The following is a 26405-nucleotide window of genomic DNA, read 5'->3' on the forward strand; positions in this document are numbered from 1 at the left end:
GGAGTGTATTTATGGAAAACAACATGTTAATGCAGTTTAAGGATTTGGGCGCGATTCTGGTGCTTGCGCTTTCCGCGGTGGGTTCCGGATGGGGGGCAGGGATTGCCGGAATGGCGGCCATCGGCGCCTGGAAAAAGAACTTCGCGCAGAATAAAGCCGCTTCGTTTATGCTGGTAGTTTTTGTGGCCGCTCCGCTTACCCAGACGGTTTACGGGATGATTGTTATGCGCCAATTAATGGCAATTGCCAACAAAGGGCAATACCTTTGGAGCATCGGGGCATTTGCCGGTTTAGCTATCGGACTTTCCGCTTTATGGCAGGGTAAATGCGCGGCCTGCGCCTGCGACGCCATGGGTGAGACAGACAAGGGTTTTGGCAATTATCTGGTTGTCCTGGGAATGACTGAAACCGTGGCTTTACTGGTTATGGCATTTACCTTAATGCTTTTGGGTATAGTTTCCGGAGCCTAAATTTACGGGCGATTAGCTCAGTTGGTTAGAGCATCTGCTTTACACGCAGAGGGTCAGGGGTTCAAGTCCTCTATCGCCCACCATTTATAATTAAAAACCTGTTGCAAACTACAGTATTATAGGTTAGAATTTAGCCTCTTATATTTGGGGTCGTAGCTTAGCCTGGCTTAAAGCGCCTCCCTGTCACGGAGGAGATCGCGAGTCCGAATCTCGTCGGCCCCGCCAGTCGACAAGACCCTGTTTCCCGCTTGAATAGGAAACAGGGTCTTGTTTTTCTTTATCTTGAGTTTTTCTGCCGGCAATGATATTATAGCCTTAAGTTTTTAGCAGATAGAGTGTTGTAAAATTTTAGGTAAATGTTGAAGAAACTATACCTTGCGTTAATTTTAGCCTCAAGTTTTATTTCTTACGCCTACGGTTATGAGCTGCTTGATACCGAGCAGTTAGGGCTGGCATTAAATACTTATCTGCGTACGGATTTAGTAAGTTTGAGAAATGTAGTGAACCTGGATAGCCATAATCAGGATGACCGGACTACTTATTTAGGTATTGATTACAGTTTTGCTCTTAGTGCGGATTTTAAGGACTCCGGTAACAAGTTTTATCTTAAGCTTGAACGTAACGGGCCATATGATTACAGCGCCCCGCTTTTTATTCATAATACGCTGATTAACTCCGGCGGCAGAGTAGAGAAGTATCGTAATGCGGAATTGCTCCCGCAGATTGAGGAACTTTGGGTTGATTCCAAACTCTTTGATAGCTTTGGGGTTAAGGCAGGTCTATATATTTATGAAGTAGGCAATGGTTTTAGCCTTAATGGTAGCTATGAAAATTACGGGCTGACCTTATATAAACAAACACAAGATATTTTTTGGCGCCTTTACTATTGCCGGCCGGATTCAGTTTACAAATATCGCCTAGGCCCGCATATTAAACAGGAAAAAGAGCAGGGCCAGAAATATGAACCCAATGCGGCTAATTTTTTTGCTACCGATGCCAAGATTACAGCAGGTAAGCAGACATTTTGGCCATATGTGGGGATGTTGGCAGATTATACCTCGAGCGCAAAAAGGGATAATTTATTTGCCGCTTCCATAAAAAAGGATTTGTTGGGGACCTTTGGCACTGCCTGGGAATATAGGGCCGAAGATTTCACTCTAAAATTAGAAGCCGCGCATAATTTCGGGTATGCCCAAAGCCAGGATGATGCCTATAAAGATATTGCTCATGCCGGATACATGTTTTACTCCGGTTTAGATTATGTCCTGGGAAAATTTGTTCCGGAAGTGCAATTTTTGGTTTGTTCCGGGAATAAGGCTACCCCGGAAATGGCAGAGAACGGTGATACCAAATACGTCGGAGGGAAAAACCGCGCCTTTAGTTATTTTTCTCCCACAAATTTTAATTTAGGGGATACGATAAGCAGCAGCAATGTGGATATGCTTCCCATTGTGGCTATGGGCGGAGGTTATGGTCTAAATTACGGAGTGCCGCGGCCAAAGACGTTTTCCTCGGGAGATTTTGAAAATTTGATTATGCCTTCGGTAGGTTTTGATTATAATTTTACCGAGAAGCTCTGCACGAGTTTATATGGGTATTATTTGATGGCTTTTAACCGTCCCGTGGGGACTTTAGATAACCAGGGAAAATATCTCTCCCGAGATTTAGGGTATGAAGCAGATTTATTTATTGATTATAAAGCCAGCCAACATTTGACCGTGGGTTTTTTAGGCGGCTATTTTGTCCCGGGCAAGTTTTATAAAGAAAGGCGCGATGATCTGGACGGCAGTTTATTCAGCCCTTTTCTGCGCGGGGACGGCCAGGCTAATAATGCTTATCAGATTAAATTTTACGCGGAGCTAAGATTTTAAAAAGGAGTTAAGATGGCGACAATCGATGATTTTAGAAAGTTAGAATTAAGGATAGCGGAAATAAAAGAGGTTAATGACCATCCGAACGCGGACAAATTATTGATTTTAACCGTGGATTTAGGTGACAGGCAAAAGCAGGTGGTTGCCGGGATCAAGGCTTACTATTCAAAAGAAGAGTTAATCGGTAAGCAGGTAGTCTTAGTTGATAATTTGGATCCGGTAGTTTTACGCGGAGTAGAAAGCCAGGGGATGATTTTGGCCGGTTCAGATGAAAACACGCTGGCAGTAGTTAACCCGGATAAAAAATTGAAGCTGGGAAGTATTGTAAAATGATCAAACAGTTCGTTCCGCAGGAGTTTTGTATCAAATGCCGGGGGTGCTGCCGGTTTAAAGAAGCAAATTCCGTATGGAGCCCCTGCCTTCTGGACGAGGAGATCCAGGAGCTGTTGGATAAAAGAGGAATTCCCGCCGCCTCTATTTCTATTGACCGCCGCTTGCATCTTATCGCCAATCCTGATGGCGCGGATTTTATCTGCCCGTTTTTAGGCAGCGCGGATAACAAATGCAAAATCTACGATATCCGGCCGTTTGAATGCCAGCTTTATCCCTTTTTGATTAATTTACGCAGAGGAAAAGTACTCTTGACCGTGGATTTAAATTGCCCGTATGTTTATGAAAAGATAAATAGCCGGGAGGCCAAAGACTATATTATTTATCTGACCAGTTATCTTAATTCTCCGCAAATGCTAAAAATGCTCAAAGATAACCCTCAGATTATCCAGGCCTATGAAGAGGTAAGAGAGGTTGCCGAAATAAACTTACCCCATGAAACTAAATAAACTAACTTTAAAAAATCATAAGCTGTTCAGCCAATACCTTGCTTTGGAGCCGCATGAGCTGGCAGCTTACTCTTTTGCCAATATCTACATTTGGCGTTCTCTCTATGATATCGGCTGGGCAGTGATTGAAAATAGCCTCTGCGTATTTTTTCGCGATCAGATCGGCTGTTTTATGTATTTGGGGCCGCTGGCAAAAGAAAAGAGGCCGCGCGCCATAAAAGAGAGTTTTGCAATCATGGATAGTATTAATAAAAACAAAGATATCAGCCGCATTGAAAATATTGAAGAGAGGAATTTAGAGTATTATCGGGCCTTAGGATATCTTTGCCACGAGAAATATCCGGACTACCTTTGTTTAAAGAACGATTTGGCGTTTCTGCGGGGGAATAAATTTAAATCCCAGCGCGCCTCGTATAATTTTTTCATCAAACACTATCATTTCGAATGGGCAAAGTTGAAATTGATGGATAGGGATGATTGCTTAAGCTTGTTTAATTCCTGGGCGGAATTGCGCAAAACACAATCTTGCGACGATCTTTATTGCGGCATGCTTGAGGATAACCGTAAGGTAATCAAAGAGGCGTTTGCTAATTATAAACCGCTGGGTTTAGAAGGCATCTGCGTAAGGATAGATAAAAAAATCAAAGCCTTTAGTTTTGGCTACCGGTTGAATAATGAGACATTTTGCGTGCTTTATGAAATAACCGACCTTTCCATTAAAGGATTGGCGCAGTTTATTTTTCGCCAATTTTGCCGGGAATTAAAAGATTATAAGTATATTAATATCATGGACGATTCAGGTTTAGAGAATTTACGTAAAACGAAGTTATCTTATAAACCTAAGTGTTTAATTCCAGCCTATATTGTAACTGGCGATGCCTGAAGATATCGATCAAGTGGAATTTACCATATTTGATACTGAGACTACCGGTTTATATCCTGATGCCGGAGACCGCATTGTCGAGCTGGCGGCCTTACGGGTCAAAGGCAAACAGAGATTAGCCGTATTCGATTCTTTAGTTAACCCCGGCCGGCCGATTTCTCCGGGTGCTTTTGCCGTAAATAAAATAACTCCGGAGATGTTAAAAGACGCTTTGTCCATTGAGACAGTCATGCCTAAGTTTTTAGATTTTATTGCCGGCAGCTGTCTTTGCTCCTACAATGCGGGATTTGATCTAAGTTTCTTAAATAATGAGCTTAAGTTGATCGGCTCCGGCGCGATCAATAATATCGTTGTTTTTGACGTGCTGACCATGGCTAAAAGGCTTATGCCGGCTTTACCCCGCTACGCGCTTTGGTTTGTGGCAAAGGAACTGGGGATAGAATCAAAACAAGAGCACCGGGCCTTTTCCGACGTGGAGATGACCTGGGAGGTTTTTACCAAGCTTAAAATTATTTGCGCGCAAAAAGGTATTACTAGTTTTGCCGGCCTCTTTAAATTAGGGACAGCGACTATTTTTTAGGTAACCTACCCGGTAAAAAATAGTCGCTGTCCCTATTTAATACATTGCATTAGCCACCATTTGTTATAAAATATGATTCGCGAGTTTTTTAAAGGACGATCTTCCTGGTTTAGGAGAGCCAAATGTTGTTTAAAAACAAAGTAAAGCCGGCCATAGAGCAGCGTAAATACCTGCGTTTGGATACGGTGTTTCCGGTGCAGTTCCGCCTGGAGGGCCTGGAAGGCGAAACTTTTCTTTCCAGCTGGCTGCAGGGTTTTACCAATAATATCAGCCGCGGCGGCCTTTGCCTTTTCATCAATAATATCGGCCCTGACCTGCTTAAGCTGGTTAAAGAAAAGAAATGTAAATTATCGTTAGAGATCGATATCCCCATCAGCAAAAAACCAATTCCCGCCCAAGCCAGCATTGTTTGGTTCAAAGAAACCTCCGAAGGTAAGCGCAAATGCCAGATCGGGTTAAATTATGACCGGATATCGGCCAAGCAGAATAATGAATTAATGCGCTATGCCTGGTTAAAGAAGCTTTTTATCCCGGTAGCTTTATCGGCAATGGTGGTGATTACCTTAATTTTAGGTATCAATAGCTATTTAAATTTTAACTTAACCCGTAGCAATAAGCTGCTGGTTGAAAAGCTGTCCAGCGTATTAAAAGATTCCCGCCTGGCCGAACAAAAAATAGGGGAAATCGTTGCGCAGCGGCAGGATCTTCAGGTAAAACTGAAAGCTTTAGAAGAGCGGATTAAATCTGTTGAGTCGCAAAAAGCCCAAACCGAAGCAAGCAATCTAGGTCAGATTAAACAACTTAATGAATCGATTGCCGCCTTAACCGCAGAAAAACTTGTTTTAGAAACCAAATTAACCGCTGCCCAGCGCACTGAGAATGTCGCGGTTAAAGAATTATCCCGGTTAGATGAAAAGAAAATAGTACTGGAGAAAGCTAATTTTGACAAGATGTACCAGTGGCTTAAGGTACATCAAAATAACCGCACCGGTTTGGTCTCGAGTTTTGAAGGAGATCAGGATATTGCTAACTGGTCATTTACTTATGACTTGGCCCTGCTCATCCAGGCCTATACGTATTTTGGAGATTTTGACCGCGCCAAGAAAATTCTGGAATTTTTTGCGCATAAAGCCAAAAGAGAAAATGGCTGGTTTCTCAATGCTTATTATGTCAACGACGGCGGCCCGGCGGAATTTATCATGCACAGCGGGCCCAATCTCTGGGTAGGCCTTGCTATTATGCAATATATGCAAGGCAGCAAAGATAAGAGTTATCTGGGCTTAGCCGAGAGTATCGCCCAAACGATTATTGACCTGCAGAATGCGGATGCTGACGGCGGTATCCGCGGCGGCCCGGAGGTAGAGTGGTATTCTACGGAACATAATCTTGATGCTTACGCGTTTTTTAATATGCTGGCTAAGGTTACCGGGAGGGAAAAATATGCGCAAGCCAGCCAAAAGACGATAACTTGGCTTCTTGAGCATACTTATGACCGGCCGGATTTACCGGTTAAGCGCGGTAAAGGAGATTCTACCATTGCTACAGATACCTATGCCTGGTCGATCGCCGCGATCGGCCCGCAAAAACTTCAAGAGCTGGGAATGGATCCGGACAAGATCATGGAGTTTGTCGAAGAGAACTGCGGGGTTGAGGCTAATTTCCTGCGGTTAAATGGCCAGAGCGTAAAGATAAAAGGATTTGATTTTGCTCCGCAGCTGCATACAGCCCGCGGCGGCGTGGTTTCTTCGGAGTGGACTGCCCAGATGGTGGTGTCTTATAAAATCATGGAAGATTTTTATTCTAAAGGCGGCGCCGGTATGCCTAAAGCGGCTGATTATGGGAAAAAAGCGCAGATGTATCTAAATGAATTAGGCAACATGGTTATCTCCAGTTCTTCTCCCTCCGGCCAAGGGGAAGGCTGTTTGCCTTATGCTACTCAAGAGCATGTTGATACCGGGCACGGCTGGATGACGCCTAAAGGCAGCCATACCGGATCAGTTTCCGGTACGGCATACACTCTTTTTGCCTATTACGGTTTTAACCCTTTAGAGCTTAAAGAATGAAGCATGAGCTAAACCGGATATTTAGCCGGCTTTATTCCGCCTTTGGAGAGCAGCATTGGTGGCCTGCCGATACTGCTTTTGAAGTTATGGTGGGAGCAATTCTTACTCAGAATACCAATTGGTCCAATGTTGAAAAGGCAATCGCGGCCCTTAAAGAAAAAAAATTATTAAACCCCCGGAAACTTTATCAGCTTAAGCCAAAAAAGCTTGCCGGTCTGATTAGGAGCGCCGGGTATCATAATGTTAAAGCCGCCCGGCTTAAAAGTTTCTTGGAATTTTTCTTGGATAACTACGCGGCAAAAATTAAATCCATGGCCGCCCGGGATTTAATGCAATTGCGCAAGCAACTACTGGCAGTAAACGGTATTGGCCCTGAGACAGCCGATTCCATATTGCTCTATGCTTTAAATAAACCCATATTTGTCGTCGATGCCTATACCAAAAGGATATTTTTGCGGCACGGGTTAATTAAAGAAGGAGCCGGCTATTCTCAAGTGCAGGATATTTTCATGCGCAATCTTAAGAAAGACACGAAACTGTTTAATGAATACCACGCTCTTTTAGTAAAATTAGCCAAGGATTACTGCCGCAAGCAGAATCCTAAATGCGAAATTTGTCCTCTCTATGGTCAATAAAAAACGCCTGGTTAGAACCATTCAAAAATTAATTTCCCTGGATTCCCAGAACCCTCCCGGGGATGAAAGCAGGGTTGCCGGTTTTGTCGGCGCGTATTTAAAGGCCTTGGGCCTAAAAGTCAAAACCTATACCTTTAGCCGCAAAAGAGTAAATGTCCTGGCTACCCTTGAAGGCAAAAACCGCGTAAAGTCACTTTTGCTTACTCCGCATCTGGATACCGTTCCGGCAGGCAAGAGCTGGAAGAAATCCCCGTTTTGCGCTAAAATTATCGGAAATAAAATTTATGGCCTGGGGACAACGGATTGCAAAGGGAATTTAGCCAGTTTACTGGAAGCAATTAACGCGCTGGTTGAAGACGGCATCAGGCTGGATTATAATTTAATTTTTGCCGCCACCGCCGATGAAGAAAGCGGCTCAGGCTTAGGTTTAATCCCCCTGCTTAAGCGCAAGATTTTAAAAGCCGACGCGGCGGTTGTTTTAGACGCCGATGACTTTGAAATCGTGATTACCCAGAAGGGGCTGATGCATCTTAAGGTGCGCATTGGCGGGAAAAAAGCGCACGGTGCCTATCCCTGGTTAGGGGTAAATGCCATAGATATAGCGGCTAAAATAATCATCGACCTTAAAAAACAAAATAATAAAATTTATCCTAAAAATAGATACCTGCATCAACCGACAATAAATACCGGTACGATTAAGGGCGGAGATAAGGTGAACGTGGTCAGCGACTGGTGCGAATTTGAGCTTGATTTCAGGTTTCTCCCCGGCTCCTCGGCCAAAGAGCTCCTAAGTTCTTTAAGAAGAACAATTATCAAATACACTAAAAATTTTAAAATTGAAATCCAGGGGATTCAAAATCCTTATTATATCGACCCGTGCCATCCTCTGGTTGGCAGTTTAGTTTCAGCGATGAAAAGTTTAAAGATCAAGCCGCGGATTAGTGGCTCGGAAGGAGCAACCGTAATAACTTTTTTTAAAGAAAGGAATATTCCGGCAATTGCCACCGGCTTTGGCACAGAAGGCTGCGCGCATATTGCCGATGAGTATGCCTATCCGGATAATCTTTATAACGGCGCAAGAGTCTTGGTGGAATTTTTAAAAAGATATAAATTTTAGCATTTTTAAGATCTGATCTAGTGAGACCAAGGTTCTAGAGCGCTTTCTAGTAAAATACCCGGCACAAGATATGGACAAAAGAATAATAATTGTACTTATTATAATAATTTTTTTTGCGGCATTATTCGCCTACACTAGACAAAACATTACCAAAATAGGTAGTTTAAACAATATGCAAAATTTTACATATATCGGGCCAAATGGAAATCTTTCTAGTGTTAAAGTTGCCACTTTGTATGAAAAAGTGACGGACAAAGAATTTATCGGCGGGAGAAGCTTGAACGAAACAGTCAAAGTGCTGAAAGAAACGCGCGCGGATATGATTTTCCGCGGGTTTTGGATTTGGAATGCTCCTGTACCGGAATCTTCGGATAATATTCCTCCGGAAATAATTGATTTGGCAGCTAAGCGCTTGAATATAAAACCGGAGCAAGTTCCGGAATTTATCGAAAAAAGCGGTCTTTCTTATAAAGAGCTTGAAAATACCATATCCGCAATAAAAAAAGAAATGCCCGGAATTATTTTCGTAGGCGCACTCCCCGCCCAGTCTGTCGGAAGGATCGAAATTGATCCGATAACCGGCAAGGTTTATAACAATGAAGATACCTGGGACATGGCTTTTGATCCGCAAAAGTGGAATATAAACTATACATACAAAGGCAAGCTATTAACCAAGGATGAATTTCAGAAATTAGAAGCGACAAATAATCAGGAAACATTCAAAAACGGCTATGATTATCGCCAAGCATATGGTTATTTTCCCGATATTACAAATCCGGATTTTCAGGAGCTTTTCTTGAGCTGGGCAAAAAAGCAGATAGATTCAGGTGCTGACGCTATATGGATTGATTTGTTGTATTCGCAGGCGAATGTCCTCAAAGGCATGACCGGTGACCTAAACCATCATGCAGTCAGAGAATCCTATGACGAGGCATCAAAAATGGTAGACCAGATACATAAATATGGAGAATCAAAAGGAAAGCATGTCTATGTTGGAACATGGTCTGAACCCGTCATTGATTATCAGGGAGTTTTGCCAAAACTTGATTTTGTGACCACAACGCCTTCATCCGAAGAAATATATTATGGAAAATTTGACGAAGCAAGATGGAGCCGGATAAATATGGGCGTGAAAAATAAATTCGGCAATATCCCCCATTTCGCTTTTATTGATTGGGGCGGAAGACCCGATGCACCGATAGATGTTTTTAGCCAGCGCCTAAGCGTAAACGAACAAAAAGAATTCCTAAAAAAAGCGGATGAATTTTTTTCGAACAAAAACATAATTTTTATCTATCCGGTCCATGGCGCCGACTTCTGGGGTGGCGTAAAAACGCGCGCTTTTGGAAAATTTACCAAATATGATTCGCTTGCGCCGGAATTTGATACTTATGATATAATTAAAAAGCTTGCGAATAAAAAAGCATTAAAATAAATATCATGAATAAAAAATATTAATTGCGATGATAGCCTTGGAAACCGAGGCTATCAAATAGCTTTGTTCCGTCAAGGAGTTCAGGCGCCGGAGGTTGACTTAAGCGTCAATCCCTAGGGGGCAGCTAATATTAAACATAGTAGCGTGAAGAATCATTTGCGCTACATTACTATGGGAGAAGATATGGAACCTTTAATGATTTCTAAAAAACCCCGGCTTAGAAAACCTTATCTTATTGCCGCCTGGCCGGGCATGGGAGAGGTGGCGTTTAAGGCCGCCAATTACCTGATCCAGGAGCTAAAGGCGGTTGAATTCGCCAGTATTGCCCCGGAGGAATTTTTTTATTTAACCGGAAGCGTAATCTCCCGGGGGGTATTAGATGTTCCGCCGCTGCCGCAGGGTAAATTTTATTATTGGAAAAATCCCGCCGCAAAACGCGGCGGGCCCGGCAAAAATGACCTGGTTATTTTTTTAAGTAATGCCCAGCCGGATTTATCCAAGGCGGATGGCTACGCCAAGATAATTATCGGCCTGGCAAAAAGCCTGGGGGTCGAATCAATCGTCAGTTTTGCCTCGATGCCCCAGGCAACCGATCACACGCAGGATTCGCATGTCTGGTTTGCGGCTACGGATCAAAAAACCAAAGAGGATTTAAAGAAACATAATTTTAACGAGTTAATTGACGGCCAGATCAGCGGAATGAACGGTTTATTTTTAGGGATAGCCAAAAAGGCAGGCTTAAAAGGCTTTTGCCTGCTCGGAGATATCCCTCTTTATACTATCCAGATTGAAAACCCCAAGGCTTCGGCTGCGGTGCTTCAAGGGTTGGGAAAAATATTGAATATACAGATAAACGTGCAACCGCTAAAAGAGCAGGCACAAAGCATGGAGAATGAAATTAATAAACTGCTTGATTATTTGAATTTAGGCTCAGCCGGCCAATCCGCTCCTATCGGTGAAGAGGAGGTAGAGTTGATCAAAAAAACCTTAAGCCAGCTCACCAAATTACCGGTTTCGGTAAAAGAGAAGATCGAGAAGCTTTTTGCGCAAAGCCGCCTGGATATTGCCAAGGCGAGTGAATTAAAAGCCGAGCTGGATAAGTGGAATGTTTATAAGGAATATGAAGATAAGTTCCTGGATCTTTTCAGGAAGAATAATGATAAGGGCAATTAAGTAAGCTTATGGCCAGTGAGATTAAAGTTATCCTGTTTGATTTAGGAAGGGTTTTAGTGGATTTTGACCACCAGCGCGCGGCACAAAGAATATCAGCTTTTTGCCCGAAGACCGCGGTTGAGATCTACAATCTTTTTTTTGAATCCCAGGTAACGGTAGCTTTTGAAGCGGGAAAAATAACCCCGGAAAATTTTTATCGGGAAGTTAAAAACACGCTGAATTTAAAACTCAGCTATGCATCGTTTGTGCCGATCTGGAATGACATTTTTTTCTTAAGCCCTAAGAACCGCTCGGTTTTCCGGTTAGCTAATTCCCTGCGCGCTTATTACAAAACAGCCCTGCTTTCCAATATTAATGTCCTGCACTATGAATACGTAAAGAAAAACTTTCCGGTATTGGGGGTTTTCGATGAAATTTTTCTTTCTTTTGAACTGGGAGCCATTAAACCGGACAGAAAAATCTACGAACAGGTTATCGGCCAACTGCAGGTTAGCCCGCAGGAAATATTTTATACCGATGACCGGGCGGAATTAGTGGAAAGCGCCAAATCCCTGGGTGTCAGAGGCTGCGTATTTACTAATTTCCAACAGTTGGTAAACGATATTGCCCAGGCCGGAATAACTTTTAAAAAATAACATTTCCCGACGGTAATCCTAATGGCTATTCCCTGCTTTTTGAGCAAAAAATGCTTGACAATGACAATATATTGTGGTAAAAAATTAACATAGACACAATATTTTGCATAAATTTTTGGAGGTTGATAAACTAAGTTGGAAAAAATTGGATAGATTCCTAAAGGGCTTGCGGCATAAGTAATTTAAACCGGGCCCTTTTTTTATAATGCGGGGTTAAATTATCAAGGATTTCATTAAAAAATTACGGCAAGAAAGTTAAATCCGCGGATTAATGGCGGTAAAATGAGATAAAATTATGAAAACTGTGGGATTAACCTACGATTTAAAAACCGATTATAAATTCAAAGAAGGGGATCCGCTGGACGCCAATGCGGAATTTGATGCTCCTTCGACAATCAATGTTATTGCCGAGGCTATTGTCGCCAACGGCTTTAAAGTAAAGAAAATAGGCAATGCCAATAATCTGTTGGAAAAAATTGATAATCTGGGAGTGGATATTGTTTTTAATATCTCCGAAGGCCTAACCGGCAGGAATCGCGAGTCCCAGGTGCCGATTTTACTGGAAATGGCCGGTATTCCTTTTGTCGGAGCCGATGCCTTGACTTTAGGCTTGACTTTGGATAAGGTTATGGCTAAAAAAATTTTTATCGCTGAAAAAATCCCCACTCCTAAGTTTTTTGAAGTAAGCTCGGCGGAGGCCTTAATTAATCAGGATCATTGCCGGTTCCCATTGATTGTTAAACCGCGCTTTGAGGGTTCCTCAAAAGGCTTGAGTGAAAGTTCTCGCGTAGAAAGTACCGATGAACTTAAAAAGCAGGTGGATTTTATTACTAAAACCTACAAACAGCCGGCTTTAGTTGAGGAGTTTATCTCGGGGCAGGAGTTTACCGTGGCTATCGTCGGTAACGAAAACCCCGAAGTTATGCCGGTAGTCCAGATAAAGATAGACGGAAAATTAAAATTAAATGACAAATTTTATACTTTCGCGCGGATCACTTCCGACAGGTTAGAGTATATTTGCCCGGCAAAAATAACCAATGATTTAAAGAATAAACTGGACGATCTGGCTTTAAAGGTTTATCGCAGTGTTGAGTGCCGGGATTTTGGCAGGGTGGATTTTAGGGTTGATAATGACGGCAACCCTTATGTGCTGGAGATAAATCCGCTGCCTTCTTTATCTACCGAAGATGTTTTTATGCTCATTGCCAAAAATATCGGCATTACTTATGACCAGATGGTCGGCAAGATTTTAAACAGCGCCATTGCGCGCAACGGGTTAAACTAGATGAAAGTTGCCTTGACCTATAATTTAAAAAAGAAGGATCCGCAAAAGCCGGCGGATTATTTCTCCGAATGCGATTCGCAAGAGACGATTAATTCCGTGGTTTGTGCCCTCAAAACCAAGGGCCATTCCGTCGAGGCAATCGACGTGGAGTATCCGGCCTTATTTTCATATTTTCGGAAAAACCGCGTCGATATGGTCTTTAATATCGCTGAAGGAAAGCACGGCAGATTTCGTGAATCCGAAGTGCCGGCAGTGCTGGATTATTTAAACATACCTTATACCGGTTCGGACACCTTCTCTTTAGCCCTGGCCTTAAATAAGGGGCTGACTAAAAAAATATTACAGGCGGAGAATATCCCCACTCCCAATTTTCAGCTTTTCGTGAAAGGGGATGAACCGCTGGATGCGCAGCTGCGGTTTCCATTAATTGTCAAGCCTAATTGCGAAGGATCGGCAAAAGGGATAAACAAGACCAATGTAGTTGAGAATAAAGAAGATCTTTTTAAGAAGGTTAGGGAATCTATAGATGTGTATCAGCAGGAAGCCCTGGTTGAAGAATTTATCGAAGGCAAAGAGTTGACCGTGGGGATCTTAGAAAACGGAAAAACCCACGTGCTTCCGATTTTAGAGATCGATTTTTCCAACTGTAAAAAAAGCGGAGAATATTTTTATTCCTGGAAGATGAAAGAGTTCCAAGGCAATAGCGAATTGGGGTTGGTGCCTGAATTCCATTGCCCGGCCAGGCTGGATAAAGAGGTAGAGGCCAAGGTAAAAGATGTGGCTTTGCGCACGCACCGGGCCGTAGGCTGTTTGGATATTTCCCGCACCGATATCCGTTTGGATAAATTTAATGTGCCGTATGTCTTGGAGATTAACCCTTTACCGGGGTTAGACCCCAAAGAATCCAATTTTCCGCTAATGGCATATGCCGCAGGGATGAAGTATGAGGATCTTATTGAGGCAATACTAATGAGTGCCTCAGAAAGGAAAAAGGCTTAAATTGAATAACCCCGAAGGTTTAGAAAACCAAAAAGGACAGGTTGAAACGCCGGTTATGCCGCGGCCTCCAAGGCGTTGGCGCGATTATCAGCAAATTCCCCTTTTTAAAGATGTTAACCCGCTGGATTGGGAAGATTGGCATTGGCAGCTCAAACACAGGATCCGCACCAAGGAAGAATTAGCCCAGATTATTAAGCTTACTCCCCAGGAGGAAAAAGGAATTGATAAAGCCAAAGGCAGGTTGGCCATGGCCATTACCCCTTATTGGGCAAGCCTGATTGATATTGAAGATCCGGATTGCCCCATCCGCAGGCAGTCTGTGCCGGTCGGCGATGAATTCTCGATTTCCCCGCACGAAATGGCTGATCCTTGCGCCGAGGACCGCGATTCTCCGGCGCCGCATTTGGTGCACCGCTATCCGGACAGGGTCCTGTTGTTGGCTACGGAGCATTGCGCGATGTATTGCCGGCATTGTACCCGCCGCAGGCTCGTGGGTGATCATGAAGAAAAAGAAACAAACCCTGAAACTAAATTTGACGCGGCCATAGAGTATATCAAAGCTAACCGTAAGATAAGGGATGTGTTGATTTCCGGCGGGGATCCGCTTACCTTAGAGGATGAGGCATTGGAATCCCTGATTGCCAAGATCCGCGACATATCGCATGTTGAATTATTAAGGATCGGTACGCGTATTCCGGCAACTTTACCGCAGCGCGTTACTGAAAATCTGGTAAACATGATCAAGAAATATTCTCCGATCTGGATGAGCATTCATTTTAATCATCCCAAGGAGATCACCAAGCGCTGTAAGAATGCCTGCGATATGCTTTCTGAAAGCGGCATACCTTTAGGCAGCCAGTCGGTGCTTCTTAAGGGCATCAACGACCGGCCATTCATTATGAAGCGCCTGATGCATGACCTTCTGCAAATGAGAGTAAGGCCGTATTATATTTACCAGTGCGATCCGGTAAGGGGCACGCAGCATTTTCGCACCCCGGTAGCCGTGGGGATAAATATTATCGAGAAATTACGCGGGCACACTTCCGGTTATGCCGTTCCGACCTATGTTATCGACGGGCCCGGCGGCGGCGGAAAGATCCCTGTGGGGCCGAATTATATTCTTTCCCAGGCCAAGGGTAAATATGTGTTGCGTAATTATAAGGGTAAGATCTATACCTACCTGGAATAATCTTTAAAATAAAGGGACAGTTTCTATTTTTCTTTTGTTTAATTTGATTGAAAAATAGAAACGGTCCCTGGATTCCTATGAAAATAAGCGCTTTTGCCATACCCGAAGTTGTTTTGGGAAAACATAACGTTAAAAACGATAAACTGGACCAGGCGGATAAACTGGTTAAGGCCAAGAAAAAAACTTATCCTCAGGTAGAGTTGGCCGGCGAGGACGCGGCAGCCGAAGCAGACGCTATAATTATTCCCAAAGACGCCAAGATGGATTTAATTCTTCGCGATTTGGATTTTGTGGAAACCCGCCTGAGTAAATCTCCGGAAGAAAAAGAAAAAATTATATTGAATAAAATGAAGGCAGCCCTGGAGAAAGAGGAGCTTATTTCCGGAATCGGATTAACCAATCAGGAAAAAGAAGTTATCTCAGGGTATGGCTTGCTTACGCTTAAGCCGGTGGTGGTGATAAATAAAGAAGAACTGGAGAATTTGGGTGTTTTGTTGGCCAGGGTATTGGCAGAGAGCGGTTTTATAAGTTTTCTCACTGTCGGCGATAAAGAAAATCGCGCCTGGTTAATTAAGCAAGGCACTACTGCCTGGGAGGCAGCCGGAGTAATCCATTCCGATATCCAGCAGGGTTTTATCCGCGCTGAAATCATAAGTTTCGCCGATTTTATTGCCTGCGGCGGAGAAACCGGAGCCAAGCAGGCGGGTAAAATGCGGCTTGAGCAAAAAGAATACGTTATGCAGGACGCCGATTTAGTTAATTTCCGGTTCAACAAATAATTTCAAAAATGGTTAAAATCAAAAGGGCCCTGATTAGTCTATCGGATAAAACCGGCATTGTGGAATTAGCCGGGCAGTTGCGGAATTTCGGCGTGGAGATTATTTCTACCGGCGGCACGGCAAAACTTTTACGCCAAAATGATATCGTAGTAACCGAAGTTTCTGAGTATACGGGGTTCCCGGAAATACTCGATGGAAGGGTAAAAACCCTGCATCCCAAGATTCACGCCGGCCTGCTTGCCCTGCGCAATAATCCTGAACATTTGCGGACATTAGCTGAGCATAATATCTTCCCCATTGATATGGTCGTAGTTAATTTATACCCTTTTGAAAAGACTGCGCAGAAACCCGGGGCAAGTATTGAAGAGGTTATTGAGAATATCGATATCGGCGGGCCTTCCATGCTGCGTTCAGCCGCTAAAAACCATCAGTCGGTAGCGGTAATTTGTAATCCGCAGCGTTATGCGCAGGTAATCGCTGAACTTAAAAAATATAACGGCGCTTTATCCGAGGATTTAATGCGTCAATTAGGCGTGGAAGTTTACGGGCACACCAGTAAATATGACGCGGCAATTTATAATTACTTATCTAATTTTTATCAAACTAAAAAAGAAGCAGAAAATTTTCCGCAAGAGCTAGACTTAGCTTTTGAAAAAATTCAAGATTTGCGTTACGGGGAAAATCCGCATCAAAAGGCAGCTTTCTACAGGGAAAAAGGAAAATCCTCCGGCTTAATTAATTTAAAACAACTGCAAGGCAAAGAGCTTTCTTTTAACAATATCCTGGATCTTGACTCCGCGCTGGAATTGGTCAAGGAGTTTAAAAATCCGGCGGCGGTAATCGTTAAACACAATAACCCTTGCGGAGCCGCGGAAGATAAAAAATTGGACCGGGCATATTTAAATGCCTGGAAAACCGATAAGCTTTCGGCTTTTGGCGGTATTGTGGCCTTAAACCGAAAAATGGATTTGGCAACCGCCAAAGTCATACTCAAGAGCGGATTCCTAGAATGCATTATCGCTCCCGGTTTTGATCAAGAAGCGATAAATTTATTTAAAGAAAAGAAAAATTTACGCCTGCTTGAGCTAAAGGATTTGAATATTATCGATGAGCCGCAGGTCAAACGCGTCAGCGGCGGCATGCTTTTGCAGGGGAAAGATTTAGCAACCCTGGATTTGAATAACCTGAAGGTTGTCACTAAAAAGAAGCCTAGTAAAAAAGAGTTGGCAACTTTAATTTTTGCCTGGAAGGTAGCCAAGCATGTAAAATCAAACGCCATTGTTTTGGCTTGCGGAACCAGGACCGTCGGTATTGGCGCCGGGCAGATGTCCCGCGTAGATTCGGTAATGATCGCCAAAAATAAAGCCGGAACTTTAAGTAAAAATTGCTGTTTGGCTTCGGATGCCTTTTTCCCCAAAGCAGACGCCATCTCCTGGGCGCATAAAGCCGGGGCCAAGGCGATAATCCAGCCCGGAGGCTCTATCGCCGATCAAGAAATTATCGCTGCCTGCGATAAATATAAGATTGCCATGGTTACTACCGGCCTGCGGCACTTCAAGCATTAAGGTATGCCCTACCCACAAGTTTTAGAATACCTGAATTCTTTCGCTAACTACGAAAAAAACACAAACTATTCCTATAAAGAAACAATCCGGCTGGCCCGTATGCGGGATTTTTTGTCTTTAATCGGGGATCCCCAAAATTCTTTGCGCGTGATTCATGTTGCCGGCACCAAAGGCAAAGGCTCGACTTGCGCTTTCACGGCCTACATTCTCAGGGAAGCGGGTTTTTCCGTCGGGCTCTATACTTCCCCCCACCTGGATGATTTTAGAGAAAGAGTAAGAATTTTGATCCCCATAAAGCCGTCATTGCGAGGGCACAAAGTGTCCGAAGCAATCTCGTCCCTTGATTTTGAAGGCATGATCTCTAAAAATGAACTAATCGGTTTAGTCCAGGAATTAAAACCGGTAATAAATAAATACAACCGCCATTCAAAATACGGGAGGCTTTCTTTTTTTGAAGTATATACCGCGCTGGCTTTCCTGCATTTTTTGCGCAAGCAGGTTGATTTTGCAATTTTAGAAACCGGCATGGGCGGCAGGTTAGACGCTACCAATACTGCCGACTCCCTTGCCTGCGGGATTGCCCCGCTTAGCCTTGAGCATACGCAGAAACTGGGTAAAACTCTGGCCAAGATCAGCGCGGAAAAAGCAGGGATCATCAAAAGCAAAGGGGCAATCGTAGTTTCCGCCCGGCAAGATAAAGAAGCGGCAAAAGTTATTTATAATCGGTGCAAAAAATTCCGGGCCAGGTTTTTTGAAGTGGGCAGGCAGATTAAATATTTTAAGTCCGGCCGGGAGTTTACCATCAAAGGTTTGCATAAAATTTATAAGCATCTGCGCCTGCGCCTTTTGGGAGCTCATCAAATGGCCAATGCTTCCCTGGCTGTTGGATTAGTTGAGGTTTTGAGTTTTTACGGTTTTCATATCGGCAGCTGGGAAATCCGCAGGGGCCTCTATAACACAATTTGGCCCGGCAGGTGCGAAGTGATTCAAAACAACCCCCGGATTGTTTTGGACGGGGCGCAAAATTTTTCCTCCGTGGATGTTTTAAAGAAAGCGATAAAAGAGAACTTTAAATATAAAAAACTTGTTTTGGTCTTGGGAATCTCGGATGATAAGGATATCGCCGGAATATGCAGGGTACTTAGCTCTCTGGCGGATGAGGTTATCTTGACGGCTGCCGCAACCCCCCGGGCGCTTGACCCTGTGAAATTATCCGGCTATTTTAAGAAAAAAGTATATTTGACGCAAAGCGTAAAAGAGGCTAAAATTTTAGCTAGGAAAATAGCGCGCAAAGAGGATTTAATTTTAGTGACCGGTTCATTATTTGTGGTTGGAGAATTCAGGGATGTTTAAAGATGATTTAGAAGATACGATTTCTGCGATTTCAACCGCTCAAGGCGAAGGCGGTATTGGTATCGTGCGTATCAGCGGCCGCAAGGCCTTGTCTATCGCCGATAAAATATTTGTTCCCGCCGGCAAAAAAAAGGCGGTAGATTTTAAGAGCTACACCATGCATTATGGAAAAATCATTGATAACGGTAAGATCGCCGATGAGGTTATCCTTTCAGTTATGCGCAAGCCCCGGTCTTATACCCGCCAAGATGTTGTGGAGATAAATTGCCATGGGGGAATTTTGGCCCTGCGCGAAGTTTTGGATTTAACTTTAAAGAAGGGGGCCCGGCTTGCCTGGCCCGGCGAATTTACCCGGCGCGCTTTTTTAAACGGCAGGATTGACCTAGCCCAGGCAGAAGCGGTAATCGATATAATCCGGGCGAAAACCGATTCGGCGCTTAAGGTTAGCTTAGGGCAGCTAAGCGGCGGCCTGTCAAAAGAAATAAATAAGCTGCGCAAGAAGCTGCTGGATATTTTAGTAACGATGGAGGCAAATATCGATTTTCCCGATGAGTCGATCCCGCAACAGGATGCCGCGGGGATGCTTCAGGGGTTTAGAGCTATTGAGGCGCAGTTAAATAAATTGTTGGAAGGCGCTTCCTGCGGCAGGATATTGCGCGAAGGTATCCATGTGGTCATTTGCGGAAAACCCAACGTCGGCAAATCCTCCCTTTTAAATGTTTTGCTTAAAAAAGAACGCTCGATCGTTACTCCTATTGCCGGCACTACCCGCGATGCCATCGAAGAGACGCTTGATATTAAAGGCATACCGGTAAAAATTGTCGATACCGCCGGTATTCTTAAGCCGCGCGATCTAATCGAGAAGAAAGCCGTCCAGCGTTCAAGGGAGCATATTAAATTAGCGGACCTGGTAATTATTTTATTTGATGCAAGCCATCGGCTGGATGAAGGAGACCGGAGATTAATCAAAGAAATAAAAAATAAACCGGCGATCGCGGTAATCAATAAAATCGACCTAAAAGTCCGCATTGAAAGAGATCAAATTAGCCGGGTATTTCAGAACGTAGTTGAGATTTGCGCCAGGAGCGCAAAAAATATCAATTTACTGGAAGATGCCCTTTGCAGCCTTGTCTATAAAGGTAAACTGCACAGCCCGGAGTTCACGTTAGTGAGTAATCTGCGCCATGCGCGCGCGCTTAAAAGCGCCCAGAAGCTAATCAATCAAGCCAGGGATGCTTTAACCGGTGGACTGCCGCCGGAATTCATCGCCCAGAACCTTAAGGATGCCTGTGTTTATTTAGATGAGATATTGGGCAGGAGTTTCTCGGAAGACCTTTTAGAGAGAATTTTTACTGATTTTTGTATCGGAAAATAAAGCTTTAAAAGCTCAAAACAGGTTTTCTTTATTGGTAAGGGCTTTGGATATTTCCTTGGATAGGCTGGCTAAGGAAAAAGGCTTGACCAGGTAACCGACCACCCCTAACGCGGAGGCCTTCTTTATATCCACCGAGTCACCAAGGCCGGAGATAATGATTATCGGGATAGCTTGGGTTTGCGGGTCATTATTTAAAATCTCGCAGATTTCAAATCCCCCAAGATCCGGCATAAGCAAATCTAGCAGTATAAGGTCGGGTTTAAATGAATTAATGGAACTTGAGACATCCTTGGATTCTTTACAAACCATGACTTCAAAACCCGAACCGCTTAGATAGTCTTTTAATAGGGAGAGGACTTCTTCCTGATCGTCAACGACGAATATTCTTTTTTTCGGAGCCTTATCCATAATTAATAAAAGTTTATTTTATAGGGGTATTCAACTTTGCTTATTAGTATAATTATTTTTGGGCAATAGTCAATAAAACTTATTGCAGAAAGCCAATTTTCATTAGATAATAATGGATAACTTTACTGTTTTATTGGCTTTAGGAAACGCGATGAATAAAATAAAAATTGAAAAAGCCGTGCGTCAGATTTTAGAAGCTATCGGTGAAGATCCCAAAAGGAAGGATCTTTTGGACACTCCGCGCCGGGTTGCTCAAATGTACGAAGAGATATTCTCCGGGATTAAGCAGGATCCGGAAAAAGAGCTGGAGGTTATTCTTGACCAGAAGCACCATGAGATTATCCTTCTGCGCGACATACCGTTGTATTCTGTTTGCGAACACCATCTTTTGCCTTTTTTAGGCAAGGCAAATATCGCTTATATTCCCAAGAACGGTCGGGTAACCGGGTTAAGCAAGCTTGCCCGCATAGTGGATATTTTGGCCCGCCGGCCGCAGGTTCAGGAAAGGTTAACCACGCAAATTGCCGAGATCGTGATGAGCAAGTTAAAGCCGCTGGGAGTAATGGTGGTTATCGAAGCTGAGCATTTATGTATGTCTATGCGCGGGGTAAGGAAACCCGGGACGATGACGGTAACCAGCGCGGTGCGCGGGATCTTTAAAGAGAATGAGAAGACCCGTTCTGAAGCGCTGGCTTTAATGCGGTAATGAAAGGAAAGGAAGAAAGAGCTTTGAGAAAAATTCTGATTTTGTTATTTTTCGCGTTTATTTTATCCGGCTGCGCTACTTATAAATTTCAGAAATCCGTTTCATCCGGAAATCAGGGTTATTTGGTTACTTATGATGGGGATCCTATTTTGGAATATACCATTGGGAAAGAAAAAACCCTGCCGGATTTAGCTTTAGCCAAGGAGCGTTTTAAGCGCCGCCGGTCGACAATTGAGTATTATTATAAGCAGAGCGGCCAGATTGAGTCCCGATTTAAAGAATTCCTCTGGGATGTGCCGGCAATGTGCATGGATTTTGTGAGCGGTGTTTTACGTTGGCCGTTTATTGCCGTATCCGATTATAAATACAACCATAATCCTAAATATAAAGAAAGAATGGACAGGCTGGATCAAGAGAGGGAGGCATTGGAGAAAGCCCGGATAAACAGCTTAAAAGAAAAACTTACTGCCTATATCGCTCAAGATCTAGCCAAAGAACATTTACCACAAAGTAAAGTTGTTGAAACCCCCGTTACGCCTAAATCTCCTGAGCCGGTTGTTTTGCCGTTTGCTCAGGGGGCCTTGCCGCCAGCCCCACCGGTATCTTTGGCAGTTCAGACGCAAGTTCCTAAAAAAATAGAAACACCTAAGACCGAAACACCAGTTATAAAAGAACCAATTTCTCCGGTCTTGGCCACCGCACCGGCACCAATCAAAACAGTATTGGAGCCTCCGGTTGCCGTGATTACTGCAAAACCCATAAAAGGTTATTCTCCGCTTACGGTAAAATTTTCCGGGCAGAAATCATATTCTAAAAACGGCAAAATCGTTTCTTATAATTGGGATTTTGGCGACGGAGATACCTCATCCAAGAAAAATCCCGAGAACACTTATTGGAGTACTGTTTATGGAGCGCGTAATTTTACCGTAACCCTTACAGTCAAGGACGCAGCAGGCTCAACCTCCAGCGCCACTTCAATAATCGAAGTATCCACCCCCTAAAGGCGAAACAGTTTCCCAGCTAATCGGGAAACAGGGTTAACTAAAGTAAAAATTTATTCAAAAGCCCGTAATTATTACCAAGATTTCTTTCCGTGTAACTGCAAAAAGTATAATCTTTGGGGCTGTTTACTAATTTTGCCCTTACAGGGTTTGTTTCGATATAGGAAATACAGTCTAGCACATACCGATTTTTAACAATCAATTTCGCTTTAAATTTACCCTGCCAAAGATGGCCAACCTTGTTGTATTTTTTATTATAATAAGCAGTATAGGAACGTTGCAGGCATTGCATAAAATTAGATAATTTTTCCGGCACGACCGGTTGCCCCATCAAATGGACATGATTAGGCATTAAGCAGTAACCATATAGATGGAAAGAATACTTCATTTTGTAATGTTTTAGTTGTCCAAGGTAGAACCCGAAGTCACTTTTTTCAATAAAAACTATTTGTTTCTGATTTCCTCTTGCATAAATATGATAACAGGCGTTTTCGATTAATATTCTTGTTTTTGTCATTTCTCCTCCTTAGCCCCCGTTTCCCGATTGGGTCGGAAACAGTTTCGGGTTTTGGGTTTAATTTAGTAGTTTATCCAGGCTTCGGTATTGCACTGCCTCCGCAACATGCTCGGCGCAAATTATTTCCTCTTGGTTTAAATCCGCAATCGTCCGGGCAACTTTCAGTATTTTATCATAAGCCCTGGCGGAGAACCCTAATTCGGACATCGCCATCCGTATCAACTTTTGCGCGTTCTCATCCAGAAGACAATGTTCCTTGATTAATTTACTCTGCATTTGGGCATTGCAAAATATTCCCGTTGATTTAAATCTTTCCCGTTGAATGGCGCGCGCATTTTCCACGCGCTGCCTGATTGCTTGCGAGGTTTCCGTGTTTTTTATCTCGGATAATTCCCGGTATTTTACCTGCGGAACTTCAATATGTATATCAATCCGGTCAAGCAGGGGGCCGGAAATCTTGCCTAAATAATTCCTGATTTTTGTGGTATTGCAATGGCAGGTTTTCTGCGGGCTAAAATAATTCCCGCAGGGGCAAGGGTTAAGGGCTGCGGCCAAAATAAAATTAGCCGGAAAAACCAAAGTCCCTTTTAAGCGGCTGACGCAAATTAAATTATCTTCCAGCGGTTGCCTCAATGCTTCCAAGGCCTTACGGCTGAACTCCGGTAATTCATCCAGAAATAAAACTCCATGATGAGACAGGCTTATTTCTCCCGGCTTAGGAATGCTGCCTCCGCCAATTAATGCGATATCTGAAATACTGTGGTGGGGAAAGCGGAAAGGCCGGGTTCCGATAAAACCATCCTTGTTTAACAATGCCTTTGCTACTGAATGGATCCGGGTTATTTCCAGGGCTTCTTGTAAGCTGAGGCTGGGCATAATGGTGGGGATTCTTTTGGCAAGCATAGTTTTACCGCTGCCCGGCGGCCCCAGCAAAACAATATTGTGCCCGCCTGAGACAGCTACCTCAATAGCTCGCTTAGCAAAATATTGGCCTTTGACTTCGGAAAAATCCAGGCTGTAATTCGCGTTTGTCTTAAGGATTTCTTCGGGAGCCAGTTTAAATGGCTGCCTGAGGCCGGGGTCGGCTAAGAATTGCACGACTTCTTTTAAAGTTCTTAAAGGCCAGGCAGATATTTCCGGTATAATCCCGGCTTCTTTGGCATTTTCTTCGGGAAGTATAAGGTTCTTCAGCGGTAATTTTGCCATGGTTAAACTTATTGCCAGGACTCCGTGAACTGGCCGTAGCTGCCCGTCCAGAGATAGCTCTCCCAGAAAAGAGTAATTTTTAATAAGATCCTCATTAATTTGTTTGGTTGCCGCCAGAATGCCTAAAGCAATGGCTAAGTCAAAGCATGCCCCCTCTTTTTTGATGTTGGAAGGGGCCAGGTTCACGGTTATTCTCTCCGCGGGCCACTGGAAACCCGAATTTTTGATTGCCGAGCGCACCCTCTCTTTGCTTTCTTTTATCGCCGTGTCGGCTAAACCGACCAAGGTAACTACCGGAAGCCCCCTGGCAACATCGATTTCTATTTCAACCGGGTAGGCTTCCAGGCCCAAGAGGCCAAAGCTGTAAATTTTTGAGATCATCGTTTCTCCTTTCTAGGATAATAGACGTATTGAACAGGGGAATCTAACCGAAAAAAGCTTGCTTTTTAGGCCGAGGATTATATAATATAGGCTTATGAATAAGGATGCGGTTAAGAACATAGTGCTTATCTTATTACTGGGTATTACTGTTTTTAGTATGGTCAAGTACGTCAGTGAATTAAGGGAAAGATTTAGGCTCCAAGAAAGCTTGGTCCAAACCCAGGACCAGGTTACCGTCTTAGCCCAAGAGAAGCAAAACCTATTGCAAGACTTAAAGAAAGAGAAAGAGTCCAAAGAGCAACTGGAGCTGAAAAACGCGAAACTTAAAGGATATCTACGGGCAGGCGGGAACAGGATTAGGCGCCTTTTTCGGGATAATGCCATAAGCCAGAATAATCTTGAGGACGCAAGCGCCAGGCTCTCCATATTAAAGGCGGAGAATCGGGCTCTTATTGACAGCCATAAACGTATTTATATGGAAAATGAAGGATTTAAATTAAAATTAAGTTCGGTTGTTGAGTTAAAAAAAGCAATCAAAGAGTTAAAGGCCAAAAAGCGCAGAAGTCCCGATTCGGAAGCAGGAGGCAACCAGGGTTTTTTGATCAGGGATAGCCAGCCAACTGCTTTAGAGAAGGTTAAGATCGAAGTTCTTCCTGCCCAAACTAAAAAATAATGAGAGATTTTTTCGCGGAGATTTATAGGAACAAGGTTTTGATGACGACTATCTCGGCTTGGTTGATTGCTCAGACGATTAAAGTGGCCATCGGAGTCATCCGGATGAAGAGGTTTGATTTCCGCTTATTTATCGGCAGCGGCGGGATGCCTTCTGCCCACGCGGCCGGGGCCGCATGTTTAGGGACAAGCATAGGAATTGAGCATGGATTTGACAGCGTTTATTTTGCTTTAGCGTTTGCTTTTGCCATTGTGGTTATGTTCGATGCTCAAGGAGTGCGCCGCTCAGCGGGTAAACAGGCCGGTATTTTAAATAAAATTATGGAGGATATATATTGGCAGGGCAAGATCCAGGAGTTGCGTTTGCGTGAACTTATCGGGCATACTCCCGTAGAAGTAATTGTGGGGTTATTTTTAGGTATTGTTATTGCTTTGGTATCTTACAGGAGGTCTTAATGAATAAAAAATATTTGGTTATAATTATAGCGGTAGCGATAATCGCGGGAGTTTTGGTGGTTTTAGCCGGCAAAAAGATAAACAACCCGGTTGGCCCGGCCGGCCGTTCATCTGTGCGTATCTGGTTGAACCAAGCGCGCCAGTTTGAGGCCAAAGGCAACCTGCTTGAGGCAAAATTATTGTATCAGAAACTGGTGAATGATTTTCCGGAGTCCCCGGATGTAGCGTATTGGCAGAAGAAGGCTGAAGATATAAATATTAAATTATTATTTTCATCCGTGGTTACTCCGAAAAGCATAGTCTATAAGATCAGGCCCGGAGACACCATCAATAAGATCGCCCGCGAACATAAAACCACTCCGGAGTTGATTATGAAGAGCAATAATATCAATGATGCGCTGATAATTCCGGGCCGGGCAATAAAGATTTGGAACGCGCCTTTTAGCGTCCTGGTTAATAAATCCCAGAACATACTTATGCTTAAAAGCGATGAAGAGATATTCAAGACATACATCGTGTCCACCGGAAAAAATAACTGCACTCCCGTGGGCACATTTAAAATTGTCAATAAACTTACCAATCCCACCTGGTTTAAGGCCGGGGCGATAGTTCCGGCGCAAAGCGCGCAAAATGTGCTGGGTACCCGTTGGATGGGTTTTGATTTAGCCGGTTATGGCATCCACGGGACCACCGAGCCAAAAGAGCTGGGCAAACAGGTAACCCAGGGATGCGTGCGCTTGAATAATTCTGATGTTGAAGAACTTTACAATATTATCCCAGTCGGGACAGAAGTTACCGTCATTGATTAATCC

At 43.7% G+C, this 26405-nt stretch carries 27 protein-coding genes and 2 tRNA genes; 26 read left to right on the forward strand and 3 right to left on the reverse strand.

Annotated features, from left to right (window positions below):
* The first annotated feature begins 11 nt into the window (after window positions 1-11).
* The 21 genes from PHG87_03790 (at window position 12) to mnmE (ending at window position 20246) form a co-directional block, all read left to right on the forward strand.
* The gene (locus tag PHG87_03790; GenBank protein MDD5477310.1) at window positions 12-470 is read left to right on the forward strand and encodes a V-type ATP synthase subunit K; all 459 of its coding nucleotides are present in this window, start codon (window positions 12-14) and stop codon (window positions 468-470) included.
* A gap of 6 nt (window positions 471-476) precedes the next feature.
* Window positions 477-553, forward strand: a tRNA-Val gene (locus tag PHG87_03795).
* Window positions 554-616: 63 nt separating this feature from the next.
* Window positions 617-695: transfer RNA gene (locus PHG87_03800), tRNA-Asp, on the forward strand.
* Window positions 696-826: 131 nt separating this feature from the next.
* The gene (locus tag PHG87_03805; GenBank protein MDD5477311.1) at window positions 827-2341 is read left to right on the forward strand and encodes a hypothetical protein; all 1515 of its coding nucleotides are present in this window, start codon (window positions 827-829) and stop codon (window positions 2339-2341) included.
* A 12-nt stretch (window positions 2342-2353) separates the two neighbouring features.
* Window positions 2354-2674, forward strand: a complete 321-nt coding sequence (gene metG, locus PHG87_03810) for a methionine--tRNA ligase subunit beta (protein MDD5477312.1) — start codon at window positions 2354-2356, stop codon at window positions 2672-2674.
* Window positions 2671-3180: a YkgJ family cysteine cluster protein gene (locus tag PHG87_03815; protein MDD5477313.1), complete on the forward strand. Its 510-nt coding sequence runs from the start codon at window positions 2671-2673 to the stop codon at window positions 3178-3180. The genes metG and PHG87_03815 overlap by 4 nt, the downstream gene beginning before the upstream one ends.
* Window positions 3167-4063 (forward strand): phosphatidylglycerol lysyltransferase domain-containing protein, encoded by an 897-nt coding sequence (locus PHG87_03820; GenBank protein MDD5477314.1) that lies wholly within the window; start codon window positions 3167-3169, stop codon window positions 4061-4063. The genes PHG87_03815 and PHG87_03820 overlap by 14 nt, the downstream gene beginning before the upstream one ends.
* Entirely contained in the window at window positions 4056-4643 is a 588-nt protein-coding gene (locus PHG87_03825) for a 3'-5' exonuclease (GenBank protein ID MDD5477315.1), read from the forward strand. The genes PHG87_03820 and PHG87_03825 overlap by 8 nt, the downstream gene beginning before the upstream one ends.
* 122 nt (window positions 4644-4765) lie before the next feature.
* Window positions 4766-6706, forward strand: coding sequence for a PilZ domain-containing protein (locus PHG87_03830; GenBank protein MDD5477316.1), 1941 nt, complete (start codon window positions 4766-4768; stop codon window positions 6704-6706).
* The gene (locus PHG87_03835; protein ID MDD5477317.1) at window positions 6703-7341 is read left to right on the forward strand and encodes an endonuclease III domain-containing protein; all 639 of its coding nucleotides are present in this window, start codon (window positions 6703-6705) and stop codon (window positions 7339-7341) included. Before PHG87_03830 ends, PHG87_03835 begins: the two co-directional genes overlap by 4 nt.
* On the forward strand, window positions 7331-8458 hold the full coding sequence (locus PHG87_03840) for a M20 family metallopeptidase (protein ID MDD5477318.1): 1128 nt from the start codon (window positions 7331-7333) through the stop codon (window positions 8456-8458). Before PHG87_03835 ends, PHG87_03840 begins: the two co-directional genes overlap by 11 nt.
* Before the next feature lie 172 nt (window positions 8459-8630).
* Window positions 8631-9893: a hypothetical protein gene (locus PHG87_03845; protein ID MDD5477319.1), complete on the forward strand. Its 1263-nt coding sequence runs from the start codon at window positions 8631-8633 to the stop codon at window positions 9891-9893.
* A gap of 183 nt (window positions 9894-10076) precedes the next feature.
* Complete coding sequence (locus PHG87_03850) at window positions 10077-11066, forward strand: PAC2 family protein (protein ID MDD5477320.1); 990 nt, start codon at window positions 10077-10079, stop codon at window positions 11064-11066.
* 8 nt (window positions 11067-11074) lie between these two features.
* Window positions 11075-11701 carry an HAD family phosphatase gene (locus tag PHG87_03855; GenBank protein ID MDD5477321.1) on the forward strand — a complete coding sequence of 209 codons (627 nt, stop codon included), beginning with the start codon at window positions 11075-11077 and terminating at the stop codon, window positions 11699-11701.
* Between the two features lie 295 nt (window positions 11702-11996).
* Window positions 11997-12986 carry an ATP-grasp domain-containing protein gene (locus tag PHG87_03860; protein ID MDD5477322.1) on the forward strand — a complete coding sequence of 330 codons (990 nt, stop codon included), beginning with the start codon at window positions 11997-11999 and terminating at the stop codon, window positions 12984-12986.
* The gene (locus tag PHG87_03865; GenBank protein MDD5477323.1) at window positions 12987-13985 is read left to right on the forward strand and encodes an ATP-grasp domain-containing protein; all 999 of its coding nucleotides are present in this window, start codon (window positions 12987-12989) and stop codon (window positions 13983-13985) included.
* The gene (gene ablA, locus PHG87_03870; GenBank protein MDD5477324.1) at window positions 13960-15174 is read left to right on the forward strand and encodes a lysine 2,3-aminomutase; all 1215 of its coding nucleotides are present in this window, start codon (window positions 13960-13962) and stop codon (window positions 15172-15174) included. The genes PHG87_03865 and ablA overlap by 26 nt, the downstream gene beginning before the upstream one ends.
* Before the next feature lie 77 nt (window positions 15175-15251).
* Window positions 15252-15953, forward strand: coding sequence for a DUF933 domain-containing protein (locus PHG87_03875; GenBank protein ID MDD5477325.1), 702 nt, complete (start codon window positions 15252-15254; stop codon window positions 15951-15953).
* Window positions 15954-15961: 8 nt separating this feature from the next.
* Window positions 15962-17518 (forward strand): bifunctional phosphoribosylaminoimidazolecarboxamide formyltransferase/IMP cyclohydrolase, encoded by a 1557-nt coding sequence (gene purH, locus PHG87_03880; GenBank protein MDD5477326.1) that lies wholly within the window; start codon window positions 15962-15964, stop codon window positions 17516-17518.
* A gap of 3 nt (window positions 17519-17521) precedes the next feature.
* Entirely contained in the window at window positions 17522-18871 is a 1350-nt protein-coding gene (locus tag PHG87_03885) for a bifunctional folylpolyglutamate synthase/dihydrofolate synthase (GenBank protein MDD5477327.1), read from the forward strand.
* Window positions 18864-20246, forward strand: coding sequence for a tRNA uridine-5-carboxymethylaminomethyl(34) synthesis GTPase MnmE (gene mnmE / locus PHG87_03890; GenBank protein ID MDD5477328.1), 1383 nt, complete (start codon window positions 18864-18866; stop codon window positions 20244-20246). The genes PHG87_03885 and mnmE overlap by 8 nt, the downstream gene beginning before the upstream one ends.
* A 12-nt stretch (window positions 20247-20258) precedes the next feature.
* Here the strand turns inward: mnmE and PHG87_03895 are convergent, their stop codons facing one another.
* Window positions 20259-20654, reverse strand: coding sequence for a response regulator (locus PHG87_03895; GenBank protein ID MDD5477329.1), 396 nt, complete (start codon window positions 20652-20654; stop codon window positions 20259-20261).
* Window positions 20655-20766: 112 nt separating this feature from the next.
* Here PHG87_03895 and folE point away from each other — a divergent pair, with 112 nt between their 5' ends.
* Both folE and PHG87_03905 read left to right on the forward strand, forming a co-directional pair.
* Window positions 20767-21360, forward strand: coding sequence for a GTP cyclohydrolase I FolE (gene folE / locus PHG87_03900; protein MDD5477330.1), 594 nt, complete (start codon window positions 20767-20769; stop codon window positions 21358-21360).
* On the forward strand, window positions 21360-22361 hold the full coding sequence (locus tag PHG87_03905; GenBank protein ID MDD5477331.1) for a PKD domain-containing protein: 1002 nt from the start codon (window positions 21360-21362) through the stop codon (window positions 22359-22361). The genes folE and PHG87_03905 overlap by 1 nt, the downstream gene beginning before the upstream one ends.
* 40 nt (window positions 22362-22401) lie before the next feature.
* On the opposite strand, the gene PHG87_03910 is transcribed toward PHG87_03905, so the two are convergent.
* Complete coding sequence (locus tag PHG87_03910; GenBank protein ID MDD5477332.1) at window positions 22402-22878, reverse strand: transposase; 477 nt, start codon at window positions 22876-22878, stop codon at window positions 22402-22404.
* Between the two features lie 57 nt (window positions 22879-22935).
* Window positions 22936-24465 (reverse strand): YifB family Mg chelatase-like AAA ATPase, encoded by a 1530-nt coding sequence (locus PHG87_03915; protein MDD5477333.1) that lies wholly within the window; start codon window positions 24463-24465, stop codon window positions 22936-22938.
* A 94-nt stretch (window positions 24466-24559) separates the two neighbouring features.
* On the opposite strand from PHG87_03915, the gene PHG87_03920 reads away from it, so the two are divergent.
* The 3 genes from PHG87_03920 to PHG87_03930 are packed head-to-tail and all read left to right on the forward strand — an operon-like array spanning window position 24560 to window position 26402.
* The gene (locus PHG87_03920; protein MDD5477334.1) at window positions 24560-25138 is read left to right on the forward strand and encodes a hypothetical protein; all 579 of its coding nucleotides are present in this window, start codon (window positions 24560-24562) and stop codon (window positions 25136-25138) included.
* Window positions 25138-25593 (forward strand): divergent PAP2 family protein, encoded by a 456-nt coding sequence (locus PHG87_03925; protein ID MDD5477335.1) that lies wholly within the window; start codon window positions 25138-25140, stop codon window positions 25591-25593. The genes PHG87_03920 and PHG87_03925 overlap by 1 nt, the downstream gene beginning before the upstream one ends.
* On the forward strand, window positions 25593-26402 hold the full coding sequence (locus tag PHG87_03930; GenBank protein ID MDD5477336.1) for a L,D-transpeptidase family protein: 810 nt from the start codon (window positions 25593-25595) through the stop codon (window positions 26400-26402). The genes PHG87_03925 and PHG87_03930 overlap by 1 nt, the downstream gene beginning before the upstream one ends.
* The last annotated feature ends 3 nt before the right edge of the window (window positions 26403-26405 follow it).

This window comes from Candidatus Omnitrophota bacterium (assembly GCA_028716245.1).
GTDB lineage: Bacteria > Omnitrophota > Gorgyraeia > Gygaellales > Profunditerraquicolaceae > UBA6249.

Bases quoted from the DNA above. Each gene is read 5' to 3' on its own strand.
- PHG87_03910 (MDD5477332.1), bottom strand. From the start codon at position 22,878: ATGACAAAAACAAGAATATTAATCGAAAACGCCTGTTATCATATTTAT.
- PHG87_03850 (MDD5477320.1), top strand. From the start codon at position 10,077: ATGGAACCTTTAATGATTTCTAAAAAACCCCGGCTTAGAAAACCTTAT.
- PHG87_03825 (MDD5477315.1), top strand. From the start codon at position 4,056: ATGCCTGAAGATATCGATCAAGTGGAATTTACCATATTTGATACTGAG.
- folE (MDD5477330.1), top strand. From the start codon at position 20,767: ATGGATAACTTTACTGTTTTATTGGCTTTAGGAAACGCGATGAATAAA.
- PHG87_03860 (MDD5477322.1), top strand. From the start codon at position 11,997: ATGAAAACTGTGGGATTAACCTACGATTTAAAAACCGATTATAAATTC.
- PHG87_03865 (MDD5477323.1), top strand. From the start codon at position 12,987: ATGAAAGTTGCCTTGACCTATAATTTAAAAAAGAAGGATCCGCAAAAG.
- PHG87_03915 (MDD5477333.1), bottom strand. From the start codon at position 24,465: ATGATCTCAAAAATTTACAGCTTTGGCCTCTTGGGCCTGGAAGCCTAC.
- PHG87_03830 (MDD5477316.1), top strand. From the start codon at position 4,766: ATGTTGTTTAAAAACAAAGTAAAGCCGGCCATAGAGCAGCGTAAATAC.
- mnmE (MDD5477328.1), top strand. From the start codon at position 18,864: ATGTTTAAAGATGATTTAGAAGATACGATTTCTGCGATTTCAACCGCT.
- PHG87_03790 (MDD5477310.1), top strand. From the start codon at position 12: ATGGAAAACAACATGTTAATGCAGTTTAAGGATTTGGGCGCGATTCTG.
- purH (MDD5477326.1), top strand. From the start codon at position 15,962: ATGGTTAAAATCAAAAGGGCCCTGATTAGTCTATCGGATAAAACCGGC.
- PHG87_03845 (MDD5477319.1), top strand. From the start codon at position 8,631: ATGCAAAATTTTACATATATCGGGCCAAATGGAAATCTTTCTAGTGTT.
- PHG87_03905 (MDD5477331.1), top strand. From the start codon at position 21,360: ATGAAAGGAAAGGAAGAAAGAGCTTTGAGAAAAATTCTGATTTTGTTA.
- metG (MDD5477312.1), top strand. From the start codon at position 2,354: ATGGCGACAATCGATGATTTTAGAAAGTTAGAATTAAGGATAGCGGAA.
- PHG87_03820 (MDD5477314.1), top strand. From the start codon at position 3,167: ATGAAACTAAATAAACTAACTTTAAAAAATCATAAGCTGTTCAGCCAA.
- PHG87_03885 (MDD5477327.1), top strand. From the start codon at position 17,522: ATGCCCTACCCACAAGTTTTAGAATACCTGAATTCTTTCGCTAACTAC.
- PHG87_03815 (MDD5477313.1), top strand. From the start codon at position 2,671: ATGATCAAACAGTTCGTTCCGCAGGAGTTTTGTATCAAATGCCGGGGG.
- PHG87_03895 (MDD5477329.1), bottom strand. From the start codon at position 20,654: ATGGATAAGGCTCCGAAAAAAAGAATATTCGTCGTTGACGATCAGGAA.
- PHG87_03835 (MDD5477317.1), top strand. From the start codon at position 6,703: ATGAAGCATGAGCTAAACCGGATATTTAGCCGGCTTTATTCCGCCTTT.
- PHG87_03805 (MDD5477311.1), top strand. From the start codon at position 827: ATGTTGAAGAAACTATACCTTGCGTTAATTTTAGCCTCAAGTTTTATT.
- PHG87_03920 (MDD5477334.1), top strand. From the start codon at position 24,560: ATGAATAAGGATGCGGTTAAGAACATAGTGCTTATCTTATTACTGGGT.
- PHG87_03840 (MDD5477318.1), top strand. From the start codon at position 7,331: ATGGTCAATAAAAAACGCCTGGTTAGAACCATTCAAAAATTAATTTCC.
- PHG87_03855 (MDD5477321.1), top strand. From the start codon at position 11,075: ATGGCCAGTGAGATTAAAGTTATCCTGTTTGATTTAGGAAGGGTTTTA.
- PHG87_03930 (MDD5477336.1), top strand. From the start codon at position 25,593: ATGAATAAAAAATATTTGGTTATAATTATAGCGGTAGCGATAATCGCG.
- PHG87_03875 (MDD5477325.1), top strand. From the start codon at position 15,252: ATGAAAATAAGCGCTTTTGCCATACCCGAAGTTGTTTTGGGAAAACAT.
- PHG87_03925 (MDD5477335.1), top strand. From the start codon at position 25,138: ATGAGAGATTTTTTCGCGGAGATTTATAGGAACAAGGTTTTGATGACG.